Annotated in this window: 20 protein-coding genes; 12 read left to right on the top strand and 8 right to left on the bottom strand. The window is 72.5% G+C overall.

What is annotated here, in order from left to right:
- Window positions 1-19: 19 nt before the first annotated feature.
- The 4 genes from ACZ4IF_RS36350 to ACZ4IF_RS36365 all read right to left on the bottom strand — a co-directional run bounded on the left by ACZ4IF_RS36350 (window position 20) and on the right by ACZ4IF_RS36365 (window position 4,143).
- Window positions 20-1,471 carry a HAMP domain-containing sensor histidine kinase gene (locus tag ACZ4IF_RS36350; protein WP_467570895.1) on the bottom strand — a complete coding sequence of 484 codons (1,452 nt, stop codon included), beginning with the start codon at window positions 1,469-1,471 and terminating at the stop codon, window positions 20-22.
- A 66-nt stretch (window positions 1,472-1,537) separates the two neighbouring features.
- Window positions 1,538-2,269 carry a response regulator transcription factor gene (locus ACZ4IF_RS36355; RefSeq protein WP_467570899.1) on the bottom strand — a complete coding sequence of 244 codons (732 nt, stop codon included), beginning with the start codon at window positions 2,267-2,269 and terminating at the stop codon, window positions 1,538-1,540.
- A gap of 111 nt (window positions 2,270-2,380) precedes the next feature.
- Window positions 2,381-3,058, bottom strand: coding sequence for a CE1759 family FMN reductase (locus tag ACZ4IF_RS36360; protein ID WP_467570902.1), 678 nt, complete (start codon window positions 3,056-3,058; stop codon window positions 2,381-2,383).
- Window positions 3,055-4,143, bottom strand: a complete 1,089-nt coding sequence (locus ACZ4IF_RS36365; RefSeq protein ID WP_345644346.1) for an LLM class flavin-dependent oxidoreductase — start codon at window positions 4,141-4,143, stop codon at window positions 3,055-3,057. Before ACZ4IF_RS36365 ends, ACZ4IF_RS36360 begins: the two co-directional genes overlap by 4 nt.
- 130 nt (window positions 4,144-4,273) lie before the next feature.
- Here ACZ4IF_RS36365 and ACZ4IF_RS36370 point away from each other — a divergent pair, with 130 nt between their 5' ends.
- Entirely contained in the window at window positions 4,274-5,110 is an 837-nt protein-coding gene (locus tag ACZ4IF_RS36370; protein ID WP_467570906.1) for a DUF6597 domain-containing transcriptional factor, read from the top strand.
- Window positions 5,111-5,168: 58 nt separating this feature from the next.
- The gene (locus ACZ4IF_RS36375) at window positions 5,169-6,584 is read left to right on the top strand and encodes an MFS transporter (protein WP_467570909.1); all 1,416 of its coding nucleotides are present in this window, start codon (window positions 5,169-5,171) and stop codon (window positions 6,582-6,584) included.
- Between the two features lie 7 nt (window positions 6,585-6,591).
- On the opposite strand, the gene ACZ4IF_RS36380 is transcribed toward ACZ4IF_RS36375, so the two are convergent.
- On the bottom strand, window positions 6,592-7,473 hold the full coding sequence (locus ACZ4IF_RS36380) for an NADP-dependent oxidoreductase (RefSeq protein ID WP_467570912.1): 882 nt from the start codon (window positions 7,471-7,473) through the stop codon (window positions 6,592-6,594).
- Window positions 7,474-7,585: 112 nt separating this feature from the next.
- Here ACZ4IF_RS36380 and ACZ4IF_RS36385 point away from each other — a divergent pair, with 112 nt between their 5' ends.
- A complete protein-coding gene (locus tag ACZ4IF_RS36385) occupies window positions 7,586-7,984 on the top strand; it encodes a winged helix-turn-helix transcriptional regulator (RefSeq protein WP_467570915.1) in 399 nt (132 codons plus the stop codon).
- Here ACZ4IF_RS36385 and ACZ4IF_RS36390 read toward each other — a convergent pair.
- Window positions 7,966-8,448 (bottom strand): MarR family winged helix-turn-helix transcriptional regulator, encoded by a 483-nt coding sequence (locus ACZ4IF_RS36390; RefSeq protein WP_345644335.1) that lies wholly within the window; start codon window positions 8,446-8,448, stop codon window positions 7,966-7,968. The genes ACZ4IF_RS36385 and ACZ4IF_RS36390 overlap by 19 nt on opposite strands.
- 338 nt (window positions 8,449-8,786) lie before the next feature.
- Complete coding sequence (locus tag ACZ4IF_RS36395; RefSeq protein ID WP_359503644.1) at window positions 8,787-9,251, bottom strand: hypothetical protein; 465 nt, start codon at window positions 9,249-9,251, stop codon at window positions 8,787-8,789.
- Between the two features lie 169 nt (window positions 9,252-9,420).
- Here ACZ4IF_RS36395 and ACZ4IF_RS36400 point away from each other — a divergent pair, with 169 nt between their 5' ends.
- From ACZ4IF_RS36400 to ACZ4IF_RS36425, 6 genes are all read left to right on the top strand, one after another.
- Window positions 9,421-9,759: a YnfA family protein gene (locus ACZ4IF_RS36400; protein ID WP_467570918.1), complete on the top strand. Its 339-nt coding sequence runs from the start codon at window positions 9,421-9,423 to the stop codon at window positions 9,757-9,759.
- Between the two features lie 148 nt (window positions 9,760-9,907).
- Complete coding sequence (locus ACZ4IF_RS36405; protein ID WP_467570921.1) at window positions 9,908-10,690, top strand: SDR family NAD(P)-dependent oxidoreductase; 783 nt, start codon at window positions 9,908-9,910, stop codon at window positions 10,688-10,690.
- Entirely contained in the window at window positions 10,687-10,911 is a 225-nt protein-coding gene (locus tag ACZ4IF_RS36410) for a hypothetical protein (protein WP_467570924.1), read from the top strand. Before ACZ4IF_RS36405 ends, ACZ4IF_RS36410 begins: the two co-directional genes overlap by 4 nt.
- Before the next feature lie 37 nt (window positions 10,912-10,948).
- A complete protein-coding gene (locus ACZ4IF_RS36415; RefSeq protein WP_467570927.1) occupies window positions 10,949-11,719 on the top strand; it encodes a tyrosine-protein phosphatase in 771 nt (256 codons plus the stop codon).
- The gene (locus ACZ4IF_RS36420) at window positions 11,716-12,099 is read left to right on the top strand and encodes a GNAT family N-acetyltransferase (RefSeq protein WP_467570931.1); all 384 of its coding nucleotides are present in this window, start codon (window positions 11,716-11,718) and stop codon (window positions 12,097-12,099) included. The genes ACZ4IF_RS36415 and ACZ4IF_RS36420 overlap by 4 nt, the downstream gene beginning before the upstream one ends.
- Window positions 12,100-12,287: 188 nt before the next feature.
- Complete coding sequence (locus tag ACZ4IF_RS36425; protein ID WP_467570933.1) at window positions 12,288-13,910, top strand: alpha/beta hydrolase; 1,623 nt, start codon at window positions 12,288-12,290, stop codon at window positions 13,908-13,910.
- A 162-nt stretch (window positions 13,911-14,072) separates the two neighbouring features.
- On the opposite strand, the gene ACZ4IF_RS36430 is transcribed toward ACZ4IF_RS36425, so the two are convergent.
- Window positions 14,073-15,266: an RtcB family protein gene (locus ACZ4IF_RS36430; RefSeq protein WP_359503652.1), complete on the bottom strand. Its 1,194-nt coding sequence runs from the start codon at window positions 15,264-15,266 to the stop codon at window positions 14,073-14,075.
- Window positions 15,267-15,469: 203 nt separating this feature from the next.
- On the opposite strand from ACZ4IF_RS36430, the gene ACZ4IF_RS36435 reads away from it, so the two are divergent.
- From ACZ4IF_RS36435 to ACZ4IF_RS36445, 3 genes are all read left to right on the top strand, one after another.
- Window positions 15,470-16,321, top strand: coding sequence for a DUF3558 domain-containing protein (locus ACZ4IF_RS36435; RefSeq protein ID WP_467570936.1), 852 nt, complete (start codon window positions 15,470-15,472; stop codon window positions 16,319-16,321).
- Between the two features lie 147 nt (window positions 16,322-16,468).
- Window positions 16,469-17,335 carry a DUF3558 domain-containing protein gene (locus ACZ4IF_RS36440; RefSeq protein WP_467570938.1) on the top strand — a complete coding sequence of 289 codons (867 nt, stop codon included), beginning with the start codon at window positions 16,469-16,471 and terminating at the stop codon, window positions 17,333-17,335.
- A 163-nt stretch (window positions 17,336-17,498) separates the two neighbouring features.
- Window positions 17,499-17,632: DUF2637 domain-containing protein (locus tag ACZ4IF_RS36445; protein WP_359503659.1), on the top strand; the 134-nt coding region annotated here is incomplete at its 3' end.

Below are 17,632 nucleotides of genomic sequence, written 5' to 3' on the forward strand. Positions count from 1 at the left end.
CACCGCGGCCGGTCATCGGCTACCGGCCGTCGTCCCCCGCCCGCTGCACCCCCACCGTGAACCCGATCACCGTGCCCCCGCCCTCACGCCGGAAGGCGAACGCCGCGCCCCCGTGCGCCGTGGCCACTTCACGGACGATGGACAGCCCGAGCCCCGACCCGGGCAGACTCCGCGCGTCGGCGGCCCGGTAGAACCGGTCGAAGACGCGGACGAGGTCCTCGTCCGCCATCCCGGGGCCCCGGTCGAGCACCTCGACCCGCACGGGCCCGGGATGCCCCGCACCCGGAGCGGACGGGTCCACGCCGGCCTCCGTGCCCTGCCGCCGGCCCGACACCACCACCTCGATCGGCGCCGCCCCGCCCCGGTCGAACTTCGCCGCGTTCTCCACGAGGTTGGACACCGCCCGCTGCAGCGCGGTGGGCCGCCCCTCCACGGTCGTGTCGCCGCGCGCGGTGACCGTGATGTCCCGCCCGGACCGGCGCCGCGCGACGATCGCGACGTCCTCGGCGAGCTCCGCGAGGTCGAGTCGCCGGACGGGCTCGGTGTCGGACCGCCCGGCCGCCAGCGCGACGAGTTCGTTGACGAGGTCGGTCAGCTCGCGGGACTCCAGGGCGAGGTCGGCGACGAGTTCCTCCCGGACGCCGGGCGGCAGTTCGTCGATGCGCCGGAGCATGGAGATGTTGGTGCGCAGCGAGGTCAGCGGCGTCCGCAGTTCGTGGCCCGCGTCCTGGACCAGCCGCCGCTGGTCCTCCTCGGACTGGGCGAGCCGCACCAGCATCCGGTCGAAGGAACGGCCGAGCCGGCCGACCTCGTCGTGTCCGGTGACGGGCACCTGGATGCCGAGGCGGCCGGTGCGGGCGACGTCCTCGGCCGCCCCGGCGAGCCGGACCAGACGGCGGGTGATGCGCCGGGCCAGCCACCAGCCGAACAGTCCCGCGGCGACCACGACGGCCGCGACGAGCAGCACGGTCCGCTGCTGGAGCTCGCGCAGCAGGTCCTCGGTGTCGCTGAACTGCTGGGCGACCTGCACCGCGCCCCGCCCGCCGCCGAGGGCGACCGTGGCGACCCGGTAACGGTCGCCCCCGACGTCGACCTCCTTGTGCTCGTCCAGCCTGCCCGCCGTCCCGTGGTCGGCGACGGCCCGGTCCTCGGCGCGCACGGGCAGCGGCGGTCTGCCCCGGTCGACGATCGCGCCGCCGGGGCCGAGGACCTGCACATCGGTGCGGCTGGGCCGGATGATGTCGTCGAGCGGCCCGTCGTGATCGGAGTCGGAGGCGGCGAAGTCGGCCGGGTGCAGGGCCCGCTCACGCACCTGGTCGCGCAGGTCCTGGACGACCTCCGCGAACACGGTCTGCTGGTCGACGCGCACGAGCCGGGCGGCGGCGTCGTAGCTGAGGAAGCCGACGAGGACGGTGACGGCGGCGGCGACGGCCGCGAAGGACAGGGTGAAGGTGGCCCGCAGGGAGGACACCCGCCGGAGTCTGGTCCGGGGGAACCTGATCCACCCCGCCCCGCCCGCGGTGGGCCGGCGCGGCACTCAGTCCTCCCTCAGCACGTACCCCACACCCCGCACCGTGTGGATGAGCGCCGGCGCCCCCGGCTGGTCGAGCTTGCGCCGCAGGTAGCCGACGTACACGGCGAGGTTCTTGGAGCCGGGTCCGAAGTCGTAGCCCCAGATGCGGTCGTAGATGGTGGCGTGGTCGAGGACGATTCCGGTGTTGCGGACGAGGAGTTCGAGGAGTTCGAACTCGGTGCGGGTCAGTTCCAGTTCCCGCTGCCCGCGCCAGGCCCGCCGTGCCTGGACGTCCATGCGGATGCCCGCCGCGGCGACCTGCCCCGGGGTGTCCTTCGCGGCGGCGGCCGGCGTGGGCGCCGGGGCCGGTGTCGCGCCGTCGGCGCGGTCGCCGGTGCGGCGCAGCAGGGCGCGCAGCCGGGCGAAGACCTCCTCGACGTCGAACGGCTTGACCACGTAGTCGTCGGCACCGGCGTCCAGGCCGGCGATGCGGTCGACGGTCTCGACGAGCGCGGTGAGCATGAGAATCGGCGTGCGGTCGCCCTCGGCGCGCAGCACGCGGCACACCTGGAGGCCGTCGATGCCGGGCATCATCACGTCCAGTACGAGCACGTCCGGCGGGGTGCGGTGGGCCTGGGCGAGCGCCTCGACACCGTCGGCGACGGCCGTCACCTGGTACCCCTCCAGCGTCAGCGCCCTCTCCAGGGCGTGGCGGATGGCGCGGTCGTCCTCGGCGAGCAGCACAGTCTGGGGCACCCCACCAGTCTGCCAAGCCCGTGGCGGCACACCACCTGATGATCATGGGCGCGGGGGGCTTCTTACCCGGATCACACCTCCGGGGCGAAGCCCGCCACGGGCCCGGCGGCGCTACGGCCGCAGCGCCGCGAGCTGCTGCTCGAAGGGGACGACCGTGAACGCGTCGGCCGAGTCCACCGAGGTGACGGCGCCCTTGAGGGAGCGGGGCGCGATGGCCGCGGCCGTGTCGGTGTCCGGGACCGCCGGGGCCGTCTCCGCACGGGCCCCGGGAACCGCCGCCGACGCCCCCATGAACCGGGCCAGCTCCGCGCCGGCCCGATCGATGCGCCCTTCCAGCCCCTCGTCGCCCCAGTCCTCCGAGGCCGCGTAGACGGCGGTCGGCAGGACCACGGCCCGCAGGTACGAGAAGAGCGGGCGCAGGGCGTGCTCGGTGACCAGGGAGTGGCGCGGGGTGCCGCCGGTCGCGCCGACGAGCACCGGCTTCCCGGTCAGCGAGTCCTTGTCGATGACGTCGAAGAAGGACTTGAACAGCCCGCTGTAGGACGCCGAGAAGACGGGCGTCACGGCGATCAGGCCGTCCGCCGCGGCCACCGCGTCCAGCGCGGCGGCCAGGCGCCGCGCCGGGAAGCCGGTGACCATGTGGTGGGCGATGTCGGTGGCCAGGTCGCGCAGTTCGACGACCTGGACGTCGACGTCGGCGTGCCGGGCGGTCGCCGCGGCGAGCCGGTCGGCGAGCAGCCGGGTCGACGACGGGGAGCTCAGCCCCGCCGAGACGACGACGAGCTTCATGCGACGGTCACCTCCTTGGCGGCGGCCACACGGGCCGCGTGGGTGGGGGCCTCGGGCACGTCGGCCGGACGCCCCTTGGCGAACTCCTCGCGCAGGACGGGCACGACCTCCTCGCCCAGCATGTCGAGCTGTTCGAGGACGGTCTTCAGCGGCAGTCCCGCGTGGTCGATCAGGAAGAGCTGGCGCTGGTAGTCGCCGGCGTACTCCCGGAAGGACAGGGTCTTCTCGATCACCTGCTGCGGCGAGCCCACGGTCAGCGGGGTCTGCTCGGTGAAGTCCTCCAGGGACGGCCCGTGCCCGTAGACCGGCGCGTTGTCGAAGTACGGCCGGAACTCGCGCACGGCGTCCTGGGAGTTCTTCCGCATGAACACCTGGCCGCCGAGCCCGACGATGGCCTGCTCCGGGGTGCCGTGCCCGTAGTGGGCGTAGCGCTGGCGGTACAGGTTCACCATCTGCTTGGTGTGGGAGGCGGGCCAGAAGATGTTGTTGTGGAAGAAGCCGTCACCGTAGTAGGCGGCCTGCTCGGCGATCTCGGGGGACCGGATCGAGCCGTGCCACACGAAGGGCGCGACTCCGTCGAGCGGGCGCGGGGTGGAGGTGAAGGACTGCAGGGGCGTGCGGAACTTGCCCTCCCACGTCACCACGTCCTCGTCCCACAGGCGGCGCAGCAGGGCGTAGTTCTCGACGGCGAGGTTGATGCCCTCGCGGATGTCCTTGCCGAACCAGGGGTAGACGGGGCCGGTGTTGCCGCGGCCCATCATCAGGTCGACGCGGCCGTCCGCGATGTGCTGGAGCATCGCGAAGTCCTCGGCGATCTTCACCGGGTCGTTCGTGGTGATGAGGGTGGTGGAGGTGGACAGGACGAGGTTCTCGGTGCGGGCGGCTATGTAGCCGAGCATCGTCGTGGGCGAGGACGGGACGAAGGGCGGGTTGTGGTGCTCGCCGGTGGCGAAGACGTCGAGCCCGACCTCCTCGGCCTTCTGCGCGATGGCGAGCATGGCCTTGATGCGCTCGCCCTCGCTCGGCGTCCGGCCGTTCGTCGGGTCGGTCGTGACGTCGCCGACGGTGAAGATCCCGAACTGCATGGCTGCTCACCTTCCAAGTTGTTGATGGTTCAACTATACCCACAGAACCGCACCCCGCCCCCACCTATTCCCCGGCCTCCGGACCATCCGACCCCCACCCCCGCCGCGTCGGCCGACGTACGATCCGGCCATGGCAGAACCCCGTCGCGACACCCGCGGGATCGTCGACCCGTCCGCGCTGCTGGCCCGCGTACGGTTCCGCCGCCATCCACCCGCCGAAGCGCTGCGCCGGCACGTGGAGACGTACTGGTTCATCGACTGGGACCTGCCGGAGCCGTACGCCTCGCACGTCGTCCCGCACCCGTCGGTGAACGTCACGTTCCAGTGGGACGAGGACGAGGGCCCGCCCTACGGCGAGGTGACCGGGGTCGCGCTCGGTCTGTTCACCCGGAAGCTGACCGGGCGGGGCCGGGTGTGCGGAGCGAAGTTCTGGCCCGGGGCCTTCCGGCCGTTCACCCCGTGGGCGACGGTGTCGCGATGGACGGGCCACGCACTGCCGGTCCAGGACGTGTTCACGCGGGCCGCCTTCGCCGCGGCCCCGGAGGACACCGCCCGCGCGGTCGTGACCCCCGCCGACGACCGCGCCCGGGTGGCCGCGCTCGACGCCGTCCTGCTCTCGCTCGCCCCGGAGCCCGACCCGCAGGCCGACCTGGCCGGGGAACTGGTGGGCCGCATCCGCACCGACCGGGAGATGCGCCGCGTCGGCGACCTCGCCCGCTCGGCGGGCCTCTCGGTCCGCGCGCTCCAGCGGCTCTTCTCCGCGTACGTCGGCGTCAGCCCCAAGTGGATCATCCTGCGCTACCGCATCCACGAGGCCCTGGAGCTCGCCGGGACCCGCCGGGACGTCGACTGGGCCGCCCTCGCCGCCGACCTCGGCTATGCCGATCAGGCCCACCTGGTACGGGACTTCACGGCGACGGTGGGCGTGCCGCCGACGGTGTACGCGACCGCCCAGCAGACCTCCTGACGCACCCCGCCGGCAATGCGCTTGACCGCTCCGCACCTCGTGCCGCACATTTATCTGCGTGACGCAGATACTGCACAACGCAAAAGAATCGGCCCATCCGCCAGCCCGGACCCGCTGGGCGATCCTGGCCGTCGTCCTCGCCGCCGACGTCCTCGACCTCCTCGACGCCACCATCACGAACATCGCGGCCCCGACGATCGCCGAGGACCTGCACGGCGGCACGAGCCTCGTCCAGTGGCTCGGCGCCTCCTACGCCCTCGCCCTCGGCGTGCTCCTCGTCCTCGGCGGACGCCTCGGCGACAAGTACGGCCGCCGCCGCCTCTTCCTCACCGGCCTCGCCGGCTTCACCGCCGCCTCGGTCGCCTGCGGCCTGGCACCCGACCCCCGGACCCTCGTCGCCGCCCGCCTCGTCCAGGGCGCCTTCGGCGCACTCGTCGTCCCGCAGGGCTTCGGCATCCTCGGCGCCACCTGGCCCCGCGACCAGATCGGCAAGGCGTACAGCCTCTTCGGACCGGTGATGGGCCTCTCGGCCGTCGGCGGCCCGGTCCTCGCCGGCTTCCTCATCGACACGGACATCGCCGGCCTCGGCTGGCGCGCCATGTTCCTCATCAACCTGCTCCTCGGCGGAGCCGCGCTCGCCGCCGCCGTCCGGCTGCTCCCGCGCGACAGCGGCGACCGCGCCGTCACCGTCGACGGCCCCGGCTCCGCACTCCTCGCCGCGACCATGCTCGGCCTGCTGTCCGGCCTGATCGACGGCTCCGCACACGGCTGGAGCCTCAGGAGCACCGCCCTGGTGACCGCCGGACTCCTCCTCTTCGCGGCCTTCTGCCACCGCCAGCGCACCGCCGCGACCCCCCTGATCCAGCCCTCCCTCCTGCACAACCGGGGCTTCACCTCCGGACTCCTGACCGGCGTCGTGTTCTTCGCCGCGGTCTCCGGACTCCTCTACGTCGTCTCCCTCTTCCTCCAACAGGGACTCGGCCGGTCCCCCGCGGGCGCCGCGCTCGGTCTGACCCCCCTGTCCGCCGGCATCGTCGTCGCCTCGATCGCCTGCTACCGCCTGATCGGCGCACTGGGCCGCCGGCTGACCCTCGCCGGTTTCCTGATCACGTCCGCCGGGACCGGCTGGCTGCTCGCCCTCGTCGCGAGCTCCGGCACCGGCACCGGCGCGTGGGCCCTCGTCCCGCCCCTGCTGGTCGTCGGACTCGGGATGGGCACCTGCTTCGGCTCCCTGTACGACGTCACCATCGGGGACATCGCCCCCGCCGAGGCCGGCAGTGCGGGCGGTTCGCTCGGCGCGGTCCAGCAGCTCGCCAACGCGCTCGGCGCCGCCGCGGTCACCACCCTGTACTTCGGGACGGACGGCGGCGAGGCCCACGCCACCGCCATGAGCCTCGCCGTCGTCACCGCCGTCGCCCTGCTGTGCTGCCCCCTGGTGCTGCTCCTTCCCCGCAAGGCGCAGGAGGAGCACTAGTCCGGACCTAGGGGACGAGCACCAGCCGCCCCCGCAGCCCGCCCTCCGCCAGCCGCGCGTGCGCCTTGGCCGCCTCGTCCAGCGGGTAGGTCTCGGCGACCCGCGTCGTCAGCACCCCCGCGTCGACGAGCCGCACCAGCTCCGCGAGACGCGCCCCGTCCGGCGCGACCTCCACCGAGCCGGTCCGCACCCCGCGCACGGACTCCGGGTGGGCGCCCGGGATGACCCCCACGAAGGCGCCCCCGTCGCGCACCCACTCCAGCGCGGTGCCACCGAGCAGCGCCGCGTCCAGGACCCCGTCCACACCGTCGGGCCGCGGTCCGAAGCGGTCCGCTCCCAGCGACCGCACGAGGTCCTCGTCGGCGGCCCGCGCCACGCCCGTCACCGTCAGACCGCGATGGGCGGCGAGCTGGACGGCGTACCCGCCCACCGCGCCCGCGGCACCGGTGACCAGCAGGCTCTGGCCCGGCTCCAGGCCGAGCAGGTCGAGGGCCTGCGAGGCGGTCAGCGCGTTCAGCGGCAGCGTCGCGGCGTGCACGGCGTCGACCGAGCCGGGCGCCGACGCCACCGCGCCGGCGTCGACGACCACCTGGTCGGCGTGCGTACCGAGCGTCTTGCCGGGCCCGTAGGCCAGACCCACCACCTCGTCCCCCACGTTCCACCCGGTGGCCACGCCCACCGCGTCGACGGTCCCGGCCACGTCCCAGCCCAGCCCGAGCCGCTTGCCCGCACCGCCGAAGACACCGGCCCGCACACCCGCGTCGACCGGGTTGAGGGCGGCGGCGGCCACCTTGATCCGCACCTGACCGGCCCCGGGCTCGGGCACCTCGACCTCACCGACCTCCACGACGTCGGGCCCACCGAACCGATTCACCAGTACCGCACGCATGGCAACGCTCCCCACTTCCCGGGTCTCTTTTCCGTTGCAACAACCCTAGGAAGAGTTACTATCCATCAGTAAGTAGGCACCTGAAGGTGCGTACGTCACCCGGAGGTGAGCCATGGCGACCACGACCGCGGCCCAGCGGCGCGAGCAGGCACGCGTCGAGTACGACGCGTTCATCAAGAGCTGCCCCACCAACCAGCTCCTCGACCGGATCAGCGACAAGTGGGTCAGCCTGGTCGTCAGCGCGCTCGCCGGGGGATCCATGCGCTACAGCGACCTCGGCCGCAAGATCGCGGGCGTCAGCCCCAAGATGCTGACGCAGACGCTGCGTTCACTGGAGCGCGACGGAATCGTCGCCCGCACGGTCACCCCGTCCGTGCCGGTCCGCGTCGACTACGAACTCACGCCCCTCGGCGCCAGCCTCAGCTGCCTGCTCTCCGCCGTGAAGGACTGGGCGGAACTGCACATCGAGCAGGTCAACGACGCCCGGGAGCGCTACGACTCCGCGCCCTGAAGGCCGCCGCCCCGCAGCCGGGCGATCTGCTCACCGGTGAACTCCACGGTGCGCCGCATGTGCCCGATGATCAGGGCGAGTTCCTCTTCCTCGAGCCCGTCGAACAGGGCGAACCAGCCGCCGCCCAGCCGGTCCCACATCCGCCCGAACTCGGCCATCTTCTCCGGCACGACCGCCACGAGCACCCGCCGCCGGTCGGCCGCGTCGCGCTCCCGCACGACGTACCCGGCCCTCTCCAGCCGGTCCACCAGCCGGGTCGCCGACCCGGTGGTCAGCCCGGTGAGCTCCCCGATCCGCCCGATCGTCACGGGCCCGTCCTCCAGGCTGAGCAGGTTCACGCACTGGAGATCGGTCGGATGCAGGTTCAGATGATCGGCGACGGCCTGGTTGAAGAGCGCGTACGACGCCATGTAGCGCCGCGACACCGTGGCCAACTCCCCCATCAGATGCTCCCGAGCCGCCATCACCACACCTTTCAGCAGGACACACCATCGTAAGCACCACCACCGCACCGCACCCCGAACGCACCCGCACCCGCCCTCCCCCGCAAGAGACCGCACCCCGAACGCACCCGCAGTCGCCGTCCCACGCAAGGGGCCGTGCCGGTGCATCACATGCCCGTTGCGGACGATGCCACGACCCCACCGCACTGACACACCGGACCAGACAAGGGCTGCAACGGGCGGATCACCGGCACGGCCCCGACCCACCCACCGCACAGACGGCGAAACGGCCACCGGACCGGAGGCGGCCCACCGAACCGGAGGCGGCCCACCGGACCGGCGGCACCCGGCCCGAACTCCTAGAAGGCGTAGAGGTCCCCCGTGTCCAGCACCAGCACCCGCTGCCGGTCATTGGCCCGGTTGGAATCCACCGCCCCGCCACCCCACACGGTGTCGATCCCCAGCGTCACCTCCGAGGGCGCCCCTTTCAGCAGCACCGACATCCGGATCTCCCGTCCCGCCCCGTCCGCGGACAGCGCCCCGGTCCGGCACACCACGTCCCGCGCCCCCGCCCGCGCACAGCCGTCCGGCAGCCACTGCACATCGGCCAGCGCGGCCGACCAGCGCAGCCGCACGGTCGCGTCCATGACGGCATTCGGCCCGTGGTTCCGCGGCGTCATCCGCAGGGCAACGCGCCCCGCGTCCAGGGACACCCTCCCGTGATAGGCGAGATCGGCCTCGGGCGCCGCCGCGCTCACCGGAGTCACGCCCGCCACCGCGAGCCCCACGCCCGCACCCACCACACACAGCGTCCGCACCCACATGACGTCATTACCTCCGCTAGGGCCACCGCGTCCGTCACGTGGATGTATCCCACCCCAGCCACCCCCCAGGCGCCGTCCATCAGGTGAAGCCCACGCCCCGCAACCCACCCCCCACCGACCCCACCCACGCCCCGCAACCCCTCCCACACCCCCATGCCAGAGTGACCGCATGCTCATCGCCCGCTCGGCAGCCCTCTTCGTCGTCGCCGCCCTCTTCGAGATCGGCGGCGCATGGCTGATCTGGCAGGGCCTGCGCGAACACCGCGGCTGGCTCTGGATCGCCGGCGGCATCCTCGCCCTCGGCGCCTACGGCTTCGTCGCCACCTTCCAGCCGGACGCGCACTTCGGCCGCATCCTCGCGGCGTACGGCGGGATCTTCGTCGCCGGTTCGATCCTGTGGGGCGTGGTCGCGGACGGCTACCGCCCCGACCGCTGGGACATCACCGGGGCGGCGATCTGCCTGGCCGGAATGGCCGTGATCATGTGGGCCCCGAGAAACGGCGGCTGACCTCCCACCCCTCGGACCGTCGAGCCGCCCGCCGACCCCGTCGCCTACCCTGACAGAGCCGATGCCGTAACCGATCGCCCCGCCAGGACCGATCGCCGGGCACGGCGCACACCGCCGCGACACCACCGCGCCAGCCGAGGAGCCAGACATGACCGCGCCCGCCGCGCCCGCCGCCCCCTCCCGCATCGCCGTCGTCACCGGCGCGAGCAGCGGTATCGGCGCGGCAACGGCGAGGCAGCTCGCCGCGGCCGGCTACCGCGTCGTGCTGACGGCCCGCCGCAAGGACCGCATCGAGGCGCTCGCGGAGGAGATCGGCGCGGCCGGCGGCCAGGCGACGGCGTACACGCTCGACGTCACGGACCGCGCGGCGGTCGACGAGTTCGCCACCGCGTTCAAGACGATCGGCGTCCTCGTCAACAACGCGGGCGGCGCACTCGGGGCGGACCCGGTGTCGACCGGCGACCCCGCCGACTGGCGTCTGATGTACGAGACGAACGTCATCGGCACCCTGAACGTCACGCAGTCCCTCCTGCCCGCGCTCACCGCGAGCGGCGACGGCACCGTGGTGGTGCTGTCCTCGACGGCGGGCCACGGCACGTACGAGGGCGGTGGCGGCTACGTCGCGGCCAAGCACGCCGAGCACGTACTGGCCGAGACCCTGCGCCTGGAGATCGTCGGCACACCGGTCCGCGTGATCGAGGTGGCGCCGGGCATGGTCAAGACGGACGAGTTCGCGCTGACCCGCTTCGGCGGGGACGCCGAGAAGGCCGCCAAGGTGTACGCGGGTGTCGCCGAACCGCTCACGGCGGACGACGTCGCGGACACCATCACGTGGGCGGTGACCCGGCCCAGCCACGTCAACATCGACCTGCTCGTCGTCCGCCCCCGCGCGCAGGCGTCGAACACGAAGGTCCACCGGGACCTCGGATGACCGACCCCGCCGAAGAACCACCCACAGAACCCACCGCCGCAGAACCACCCACCACAGAACCCGCCGCCGAAGAACCCCCCACCACACCCACGCTCGAACAACGCCGCCTGGCCGAGGAGAAGAAGAACGAGCGGATGGTCTGGTACTACCTGGCCTACTTCCTCTTCGGCATCCACATCGTGGCGTTCGTCATGATCTACGCGGTGCGGCACGCGAAGTGACCGCACCCGCCGCACCGTCCACGTACGCTCGCACGATGTGAACGGACACATACCCTTCAGGCGTCTGCACAACTTCCGTGACCTGGGCGGCCGCACGACGACGGACGGCCGCACGGTCCGTCCGGGCCGGCTGTTCCGGGCGGACTCGCTGGGCAAGCTCGAAGGCGACGACTGGGACCTCTTCCTGTCGCTGGGCATCCGCACGGTGATCGACCTGCGCTACCCGTGGGAGATCGAGGGCAAGGGCCGGGTCCCGGAGCACCCCTCGCTCGCGTACCGCAATCTGAGCATCGAGCACCGCCCCTACGACCAGGCTGCGTTGGCCCCGTCCGTCGACCCCGGCCCGTACCTCGCGGCACGCTACGCGGAGGTCGCCGAGGACGGCGTGTCGGAGATCCGCGAGACGCTGGAGCTGATCGCGACGGCGGACGAGGGCCCCGTGGTCTTCCACTGCGCGTCGGGCAAGGACCGTACGGGTCTGGTGGCCGCGCTGGTGCTGTCGCTGCTGGGAGTCGCCGAGGACGCGGTCGTCGAGGACTTCACGCTCACCGAACGGGCGACAGCCGCGCTGCGCGCGGACTGGCGGGCGGCGAACCCGGACCGTTCCCTGACCTGGCCGGGCTACGGCAGCGCGCCGGCCGAGGTGATGACCGGTTTCCTCGCGGGCCTGAAGTCCCGCCACGGCTCGGTGGAGGGGTACGTCAGGAACGCGCTGGGCCTGGACACCGCGTTCGTCGAGCGACTCCGGGCGGCCCTCCTGGACGGCAGCTGGCCCGCGGCATCGACCAGTGGAAACCGGGCCACATGACGGAGAGCCACTTCCGCGCGCGTCTGACGGAGGGCGAGGTGTGGCTGGCGCTCCACGACGAACAGGTGGTGGGTGCCTGGGAGCTGTGGTGGTCCGACCCGGCGGCCTGGGGCCCCCAGCCCCCCACCGCGGCCTACGTCCACCGGCTGATGACGGACCGTTCGACGGCACCGCCGGGCACGGGCCGCCGCATGCTGGCGGAGGCGGAACGCCGCACGGTTGCCGCCGGACGCACCGCCACCCGCCTGGACTGCCTGACCGACAACCCGCGCCTGCACTCCTACTACCGCGCGGCGGGCTACTCCCCGGTCGGCAGGCAGACCGTGGAGGGCGGCTGGGACGGCCCGTACACGGTGACGCTCTTCGAGAAGCGTCTCTGACCTGCCTCTCTCCTCGGCGGCCAAGCGGCAGAAGGCTCCCCCGCGGCGGCGGAACGGCCATTCGGATGCGGTCGGCTCGCGTGCGCCGCCGGGTCGCGGTGTCGTGGACGCGGTGCCTGCCGACGCCCGGAGCGGTGGGCGGCTCCGGCGTTCGGCCGAGCAGCGACTCGGCCGTGAAAGGACAGGGGATGCGAATATCCGGGCCCATGGCGGGCCGCAAAGGTCATGCCGCGTTCGCCGCCGCGGTGCTCGTCTGCTCGACGGTCCTGACCGGGCCGGACTCCGCCGCGGCCGGCGGCACGCCCACCCCTTCGGCACCTGCCCCGCGGCTGGACTGGAGCCCCTGCGTCCAGGGCAGCCCGTACGACTGCGCGACCGCGAAGGTGCCGCTGGACTACCGCGATCCGGGCGGCCGCCTCATCGACCTGGCGGTCATCCGGCACAAGGCGACCGGACCCGGGCGGCGCATCGGCACCCTGTTCTTCAACCCCGGCGGACCCGGCGGTCCGGGAACCGTGCAGATGCCGCAGAACTACGGGGCATTCCCGCGCGAGGTGCGCGAGCGGTTCGACATCGTCAGCTGGGATCCCCGAGGTGTCGGCAACAGCACCGCGGTGAACTGTTTCGCGAGCGCCGAGGAGGCCGAGGCGTGGGGCGCCGGCAAACCGGCGGGGTTCCCGGTGGGCGAGCGGCAGCGGGCGGCCTGGACGTCCGCGTACCAGGATCTGGCCCGGCGCTGCCGGCAGCGGGACCCCGAGCTCCTGCGTCATGTGTCGACCGCCGAGACCGCCCGCGACCTCGACCAGCTCCGCCGTGCGGTGGGCGACCCGCAGCTCACCTTCGTGGGCGTCTCCTACGGCACGATCCTCGGCGCCACGTACGCCGGGCTCTTCCCCGGCAAGGTCCGTGCCATGACCCTCGACAGCAACATCGACCCGCGGGCCTGGACGAACCACGGCTCGGACGACGCCTCACTGACGACGTTCCTGCGGATGGGCTCGGACCGGAGCGCGGCGGCGGTGCTGGACCGTTTCCTCACCCTGTGCGGGTCCGCCGGTGCCGAGCGCTGCGCCTTCGCCGCCGACGGCCCGAAGGCGACCCGGGACAAGTTCGACCAACTGCTGCGGCGGCTCCGGGAGCACCCGGTGGGCGCATGGACGTACGCCCGCACGGTCGCCGAAGTGGTGAGCGGCCTCTACATCGTGCATCCGGGGTGGGCGGACCTCGCGGCCCGGCTGCAGAGCCTGTGGCAGGGGCGTGCCCCGCAGACGCCGGCGCCTCCGGCCGCGCCGCCGGTCCCGCATCCGAGTCCGTACCTGGGCGAGGAACAGGCCGCCGCGGTGCTGTGCGGCGACAGCCCGAATCCGCGGGACATCGCCGCGTACCCGGCGCAGGAGGACACCGCCGCCGCGCGTGCGGGCGACGTCGGGCGCTACTGGGCGTGGGCCGCCTCGCCGTGCGCGGTCTGGCCGGCCGTCGCGGCCGACCGCTACCGCGGCCCGTGGAACAGGCCGACGGCCCACCCCGTCCTGGTGGTCGGCACCACCTACGACCCCTCCACCCCGTATCCGGGTTCGCAGGGCATGGCCAGGGAGCTGGGCGACGCCCGTCTGCTCACCAACGACGGGTACGGCCATACCGAGATGTACAACCCCAGCGGCTGCGTCGCGGAACACGAGAGCCGCTACTTGATCGACGGCGTGCTCCCTCCGGCCGGAACGCACTGCCGGCAGGACACGCCTCCCTTCCCGGCACCCAAGCCGACCGGTGGGATGGCCACCGGCGGCGGGGCGACGGCCGACAGCACCTGATCCCCGCCGGCGACGCCCACCCGGCAAGGCGACACCCGCCCGGGAGAGCAGCACCCCGCCGACGTCACCCGCCCCGAAAGCCGCCCCCCTCCGGTCCCCCGCACGACAAAGGGCCCCGGACCGTACGGTCCGGGGCCCGTCGGGCCGGTGGCGTGCCGGCCGTCAGCCCTTCACGCAGACGACCTGCTTGAGCTTCGCCACGACCTCCACGAGGTCGCTCTGCTGGTCGATGACCTGCTCGATCGGCTTGTAGGCGCCCGGGATCTCGTCGACGACGCCGGAGTCCTTGCGGCACTCGACCCCGCGCGTCTGCTCCTCCAGGTCCTTCGTGGAGAAGCGGCGCTTGGCCGCGTTGCGGCTCATGCGCCGGCCGGCGCCGTGCGAGGCGGAGTTGAACGCCTTCTCGTTGCCGAGACCCTTCACGATGTACGAACCGGTGCCCATCGAGCCGGGGATGATCCCGTACTCGCCGGAGCCGGCACGGATCGCGCCCTTGCGGGTGACGAGGAGGTCCATGCCCTCGTACCGCTCCTCCGCCACGTAGTTGTGGTGGCAGGAGATCTCCTGCTCGAAGGTCGGCTTCGCCTTCCGGAACTCCTTGCGGATCACGTCCTTGAGGAGGCCCATCATGAGCGCGCGGTTGTGCTTCGCGTACTCCTGCGCCCAGAACAGGTCGTTCCGGTAGGCGGCCATCTGCGGGGTGTCGGCCACGAAGACCGCGAGGTCCCGGTCGACGAGGCCCTGGTTGTGCGGGAGCTTCTGGGCGACACCGATGTGGTGCTCGGCGAGTTCCTTGCCGATGTTGCGCGAACCCGAGTGCAGCATGAGCCACACCGCTCCGGACGTGTCGACGCACACCTCGACGAAGTGATTGCCGCCGCCGAGCGTCCCCATCTGGAGGGAGGCCCGCTCCTGCCGGAACTTGACCGCGTCCGCGACTCCGTCGAACCGGCTCCAGAAGTCGTCCCACCCGGCGGTGGCCATTCCGTGGAAGCGTCCCGGGTCGATCGCGGAGTCGTGCATCCCGCGGCCCACCGGGATCGCCTCCTCGATCTTGGAGCGCAGCCGCGACAGGTCGCCCGGAAGGTCGTTCTCGGTCAGCGAGGTCCTGACGGCGGACATTCCGCAGCCGATGTCCACGCCCACCGCGGCGGGGCACACGGCGTCCCGCATGGCGATGACGGAGCCGACGGTCGCGCCCTTGCCGTAGTGCACGTCGGGCATCACGGCGAGGCCCTTGATCCACGGGAGGGTCGCCACGTTCTGGAGCTGGCGCAGCGCCACGTCCTCCACGGACGCCGGATCGGTCCACATGCGGATGGGGACCTTCGCGCCCGGCATCTCTACGTAACTCATATCGTCCTCATTCCCCCGAAAACCATCAGAAGTCGTAAATCGCAAAACCGGCGCCAAGGTCGACGTTTGGGACAACGGACCGGCGTCCACGGCAGTGCGTGCGATACACATTGTCTCCAGGTGCCACCCTCGGGCGGCAACCGATTAAGTACTGGGCACCCCGGGCGGACAAGCCGCCGGGACGCGTCGAGAGGAGCCTGGCCGTGCGGCGGAAGGCATACGTACCCGGCGTCGCCGCGCTCCTGGCGGCGCTGCTGGCGGGCTGCACGGGCGGTTCGGCCGACGGTGGCTCGGAGACGGACTCCAAGGGCAGCGACACGGGCACGGCGGCGCCGGCCCGGCCCGGCAAGTACCGCACGCTCCCGGAGGCGTGCAGCGCGGTCAGCCACGACACCCTCGACACGCTGCTGCCCGGGATCGAGCAGATCGCCGACGAGAAGCAGCGCGAGAAGGCGTACGCGGGCGAGGCCACGCCCACCTATGACACGGACCGGCGCGACGGGTGCCGCTGGAAGGTGGAGTCGACGTCCGCCTCCGACCGCCTGCTCGTCGACTTCGAGCGCGTCGCCTCGTACGACAACACGGTGAGCGACGACAACAAGGCCCGGGAGATCTACGCGGGCAAGGAGACGGCGGCCGACCTGCCCGAGCCCGCCGGCTCCGGTTCCGCCTCCGGCCCCACCGCCGGATCCGGTACCGGTGCGCCCGGCAGCGACGCGTCGGCCTCGTCCACCCCGTCCGCCCCGTCCTCCCCTTCCTCCGCCTCCGCGTCGGCCCCCTCGGGCCCCTCCGCGTCCGCGAGCGTGACCCCGGCGGACCTCCAGCCCCGCACGCTCGACGACGTCGGCGACGAGGCGTTCCTCGACGACCGGCTGAGCGCCGCCACGACGGCGCGGGCGCGCACGGTGACTGTGGTCTTCCGCACGTCGAACGTGATCGTGACGATCGAGTACGCGGAGCAGCCGACCGCCTCCACGGAGGCTCCGGACAGCAAGGAAATGCAGGACAGGGCGCGGAAACTGGCCCAGAAGCTGGCCGACACACTCGACGGTTAGCGGGCCCGGGGCTCCGGTCCGGCTCCGTGGCCGAACGGCCCGAAGGGGAACCGCCGGGTCGTCCCACCGCGTACCGTGGCCCCTCGGACCCGACCGGCCGCACCCGCCACGTGCGGCCGTACCACGAGCCCTACGAGTGAAGGAACCATGCACCGACCAGCACAGCGAGCAGGCCGAGCACCGCGATTCACCCGCATCCTTGTCAGCGCAGCCGCCGTTCCGGTGATGCTCGTCGCCGCGGGCTGCTCCTCCGACTCCGGCTCCGGTGGCGACGCGAAGAAGAGCGACGGTGCGAGCCCGGACGCGAAGGCGTCGGCGAGTGCCAGCGCGAACGCCGTGCAGCCGGCGGCGTACACGAAGCTGCCCGAGCCGTGCGCGGTGCTGTCGAAGAAGACGCTGGGCGAACTGGTCCCCAAGGGTGTCAAGTCCGGCAAAGAGGGCAAGTCCGACGACGTGTCGTCGCGGGGCAACTGCTACTGGAACAGCCTCGACAACAACGGCGTGAAGGGCTCGCAGTTCCGCTGGCTGAACGTGGCGCTGCTGCGGTTCGACTCGGACTCGCGCGGCGAGGGCGACCAGCAGGCGCACAGCTACTTCGAGAAGCAGGTCAAGGGCGCGCAGACCGCGACGGGTGCGAAGAACACCAAGTCCGAGCCGGTCTCCGGGACGGGCGACGAGGCGACCGCCGTCAGCTACGACCTGAAGAAGAAGGAAGGCTCCTTCAAGCAGCAGACGATCGTGGCGCGCGTCGAGAACGTGGTCGTCACCCTCGACTACAACGGCGCCGGTCTCGCGGGCGAGAAGTCCCCGAGCGCGGCCGACCTGCTGAAGGACGTGAAGAAGGCCGCGAAGGAGGCGGTGGCCGCGGTCGCCGCTGCCAACAAGGACGGAGGCACCGACACGGGCGCCTCCCCGTCGGGGTCGGCCTCCAAGCCGGCGTCGAAGTCGGCGTCGCCGTCCAAGAGCTCCTCGAAGAGCGCGAAGCCGTCCGCCTCCGCGGCGAAGAAGAGCTGACGCGTTTCCCGCCCGGTCCACGGCCCAACTCGTGGTCCGGTAAGGGCTTTTGCCCGGGCCCGGTCCCTTTCGGGACCGGGCTCGTTCCATGCCGGGCGCCCGTGGGCCGCACACATGTGCCACCCTGTTGCGCGCAACAACACGCACTGGGAGGGGAGTACGGGTGGCCGCGCCACTGCAGCTGACACGGATGCACCGCATACTCATCGGCGTGGTCGTCACCGGTGCGGTGATCATCGCCGGTATCGGCTTCGCCGGTTCGTACGCCGCCGTCCGCGAGCTCGCGATCAAGAAGGG

The organism is Streptomyces sp. NPDC025784 (assembly GCF_055558435.1).

Coding starts and splice junctions, on each gene's coding strand:
- ACZ4IF_RS36360 (WP_467570902.1), bottom strand. CDS start 3,058: ATGAAGCTCGTCGTCGTCTCGGCGGGGCTGAGCTCCCCGTCGTCGACC.
- ACZ4IF_RS36365 (WP_345644346.1), bottom strand. CDS start 4,143: ATGCAGTTCGGGATCTTCACCGTCGGCGACGTCACGACCGACCCGACG.
- ACZ4IF_RS36370 (WP_467570906.1), top strand. CDS start 4,274: ATGGCAGAACCCCGTCGCGACACCCGCGGGATCGTCGACCCGTCCGCG.
- ACZ4IF_RS36380 (WP_467570912.1), bottom strand. CDS start 7,473: ATGCGTGCGGTACTGGTGAATCGGTTCGGTGGGCCCGACGTCGTGGAG.
- ACZ4IF_RS36385 (WP_467570915.1), top strand. CDS start 7,586: ATGGCGACCACGACCGCGGCCCAGCGGCGCGAGCAGGCACGCGTCGAG.
- ACZ4IF_RS36390 (WP_345644335.1), bottom strand. CDS start 8,448: ATGGCGGCTCGGGAGCATCTGATGGGGGAGTTGGCCACGGTGTCGCGG.
- ACZ4IF_RS36395 (WP_359503644.1), bottom strand. CDS start 9,251: ATGTGGGTGCGGACGCTGTGTGTGGTGGGTGCGGGCGTGGGGCTCGCG.
- ACZ4IF_RS36400 (WP_467570918.1), top strand. CDS start 9,421: ATGCTCATCGCCCGCTCGGCAGCCCTCTTCGTCGTCGCCGCCCTCTTC.
- ACZ4IF_RS36405 (WP_467570921.1), top strand. CDS start 9,908: ATGACCGCGCCCGCCGCGCCCGCCGCCCCCTCCCGCATCGCCGTCGTC.
- ACZ4IF_RS36410 (WP_467570924.1), top strand. CDS start 10,687: ATGACCGACCCCGCCGAAGAACCACCCACAGAACCCACCGCCGCAGAA.
- ACZ4IF_RS36420 (WP_467570931.1), top strand. CDS start 11,716: ATGACGGAGAGCCACTTCCGCGCGCGTCTGACGGAGGGCGAGGTGTGG.
- ACZ4IF_RS36425 (WP_467570933.1), top strand. CDS start 12,288: ATGCGAATATCCGGGCCCATGGCGGGCCGCAAAGGTCATGCCGCGTTC.
- ACZ4IF_RS36430 (WP_359503652.1), bottom strand. CDS start 15,266: ATGAGTTACGTAGAGATGCCGGGCGCGAAGGTCCCCATCCGCATGTGG.
- ACZ4IF_RS36440 (WP_467570938.1), top strand. CDS start 16,469: ATGCACCGACCAGCACAGCGAGCAGGCCGAGCACCGCGATTCACCCGC.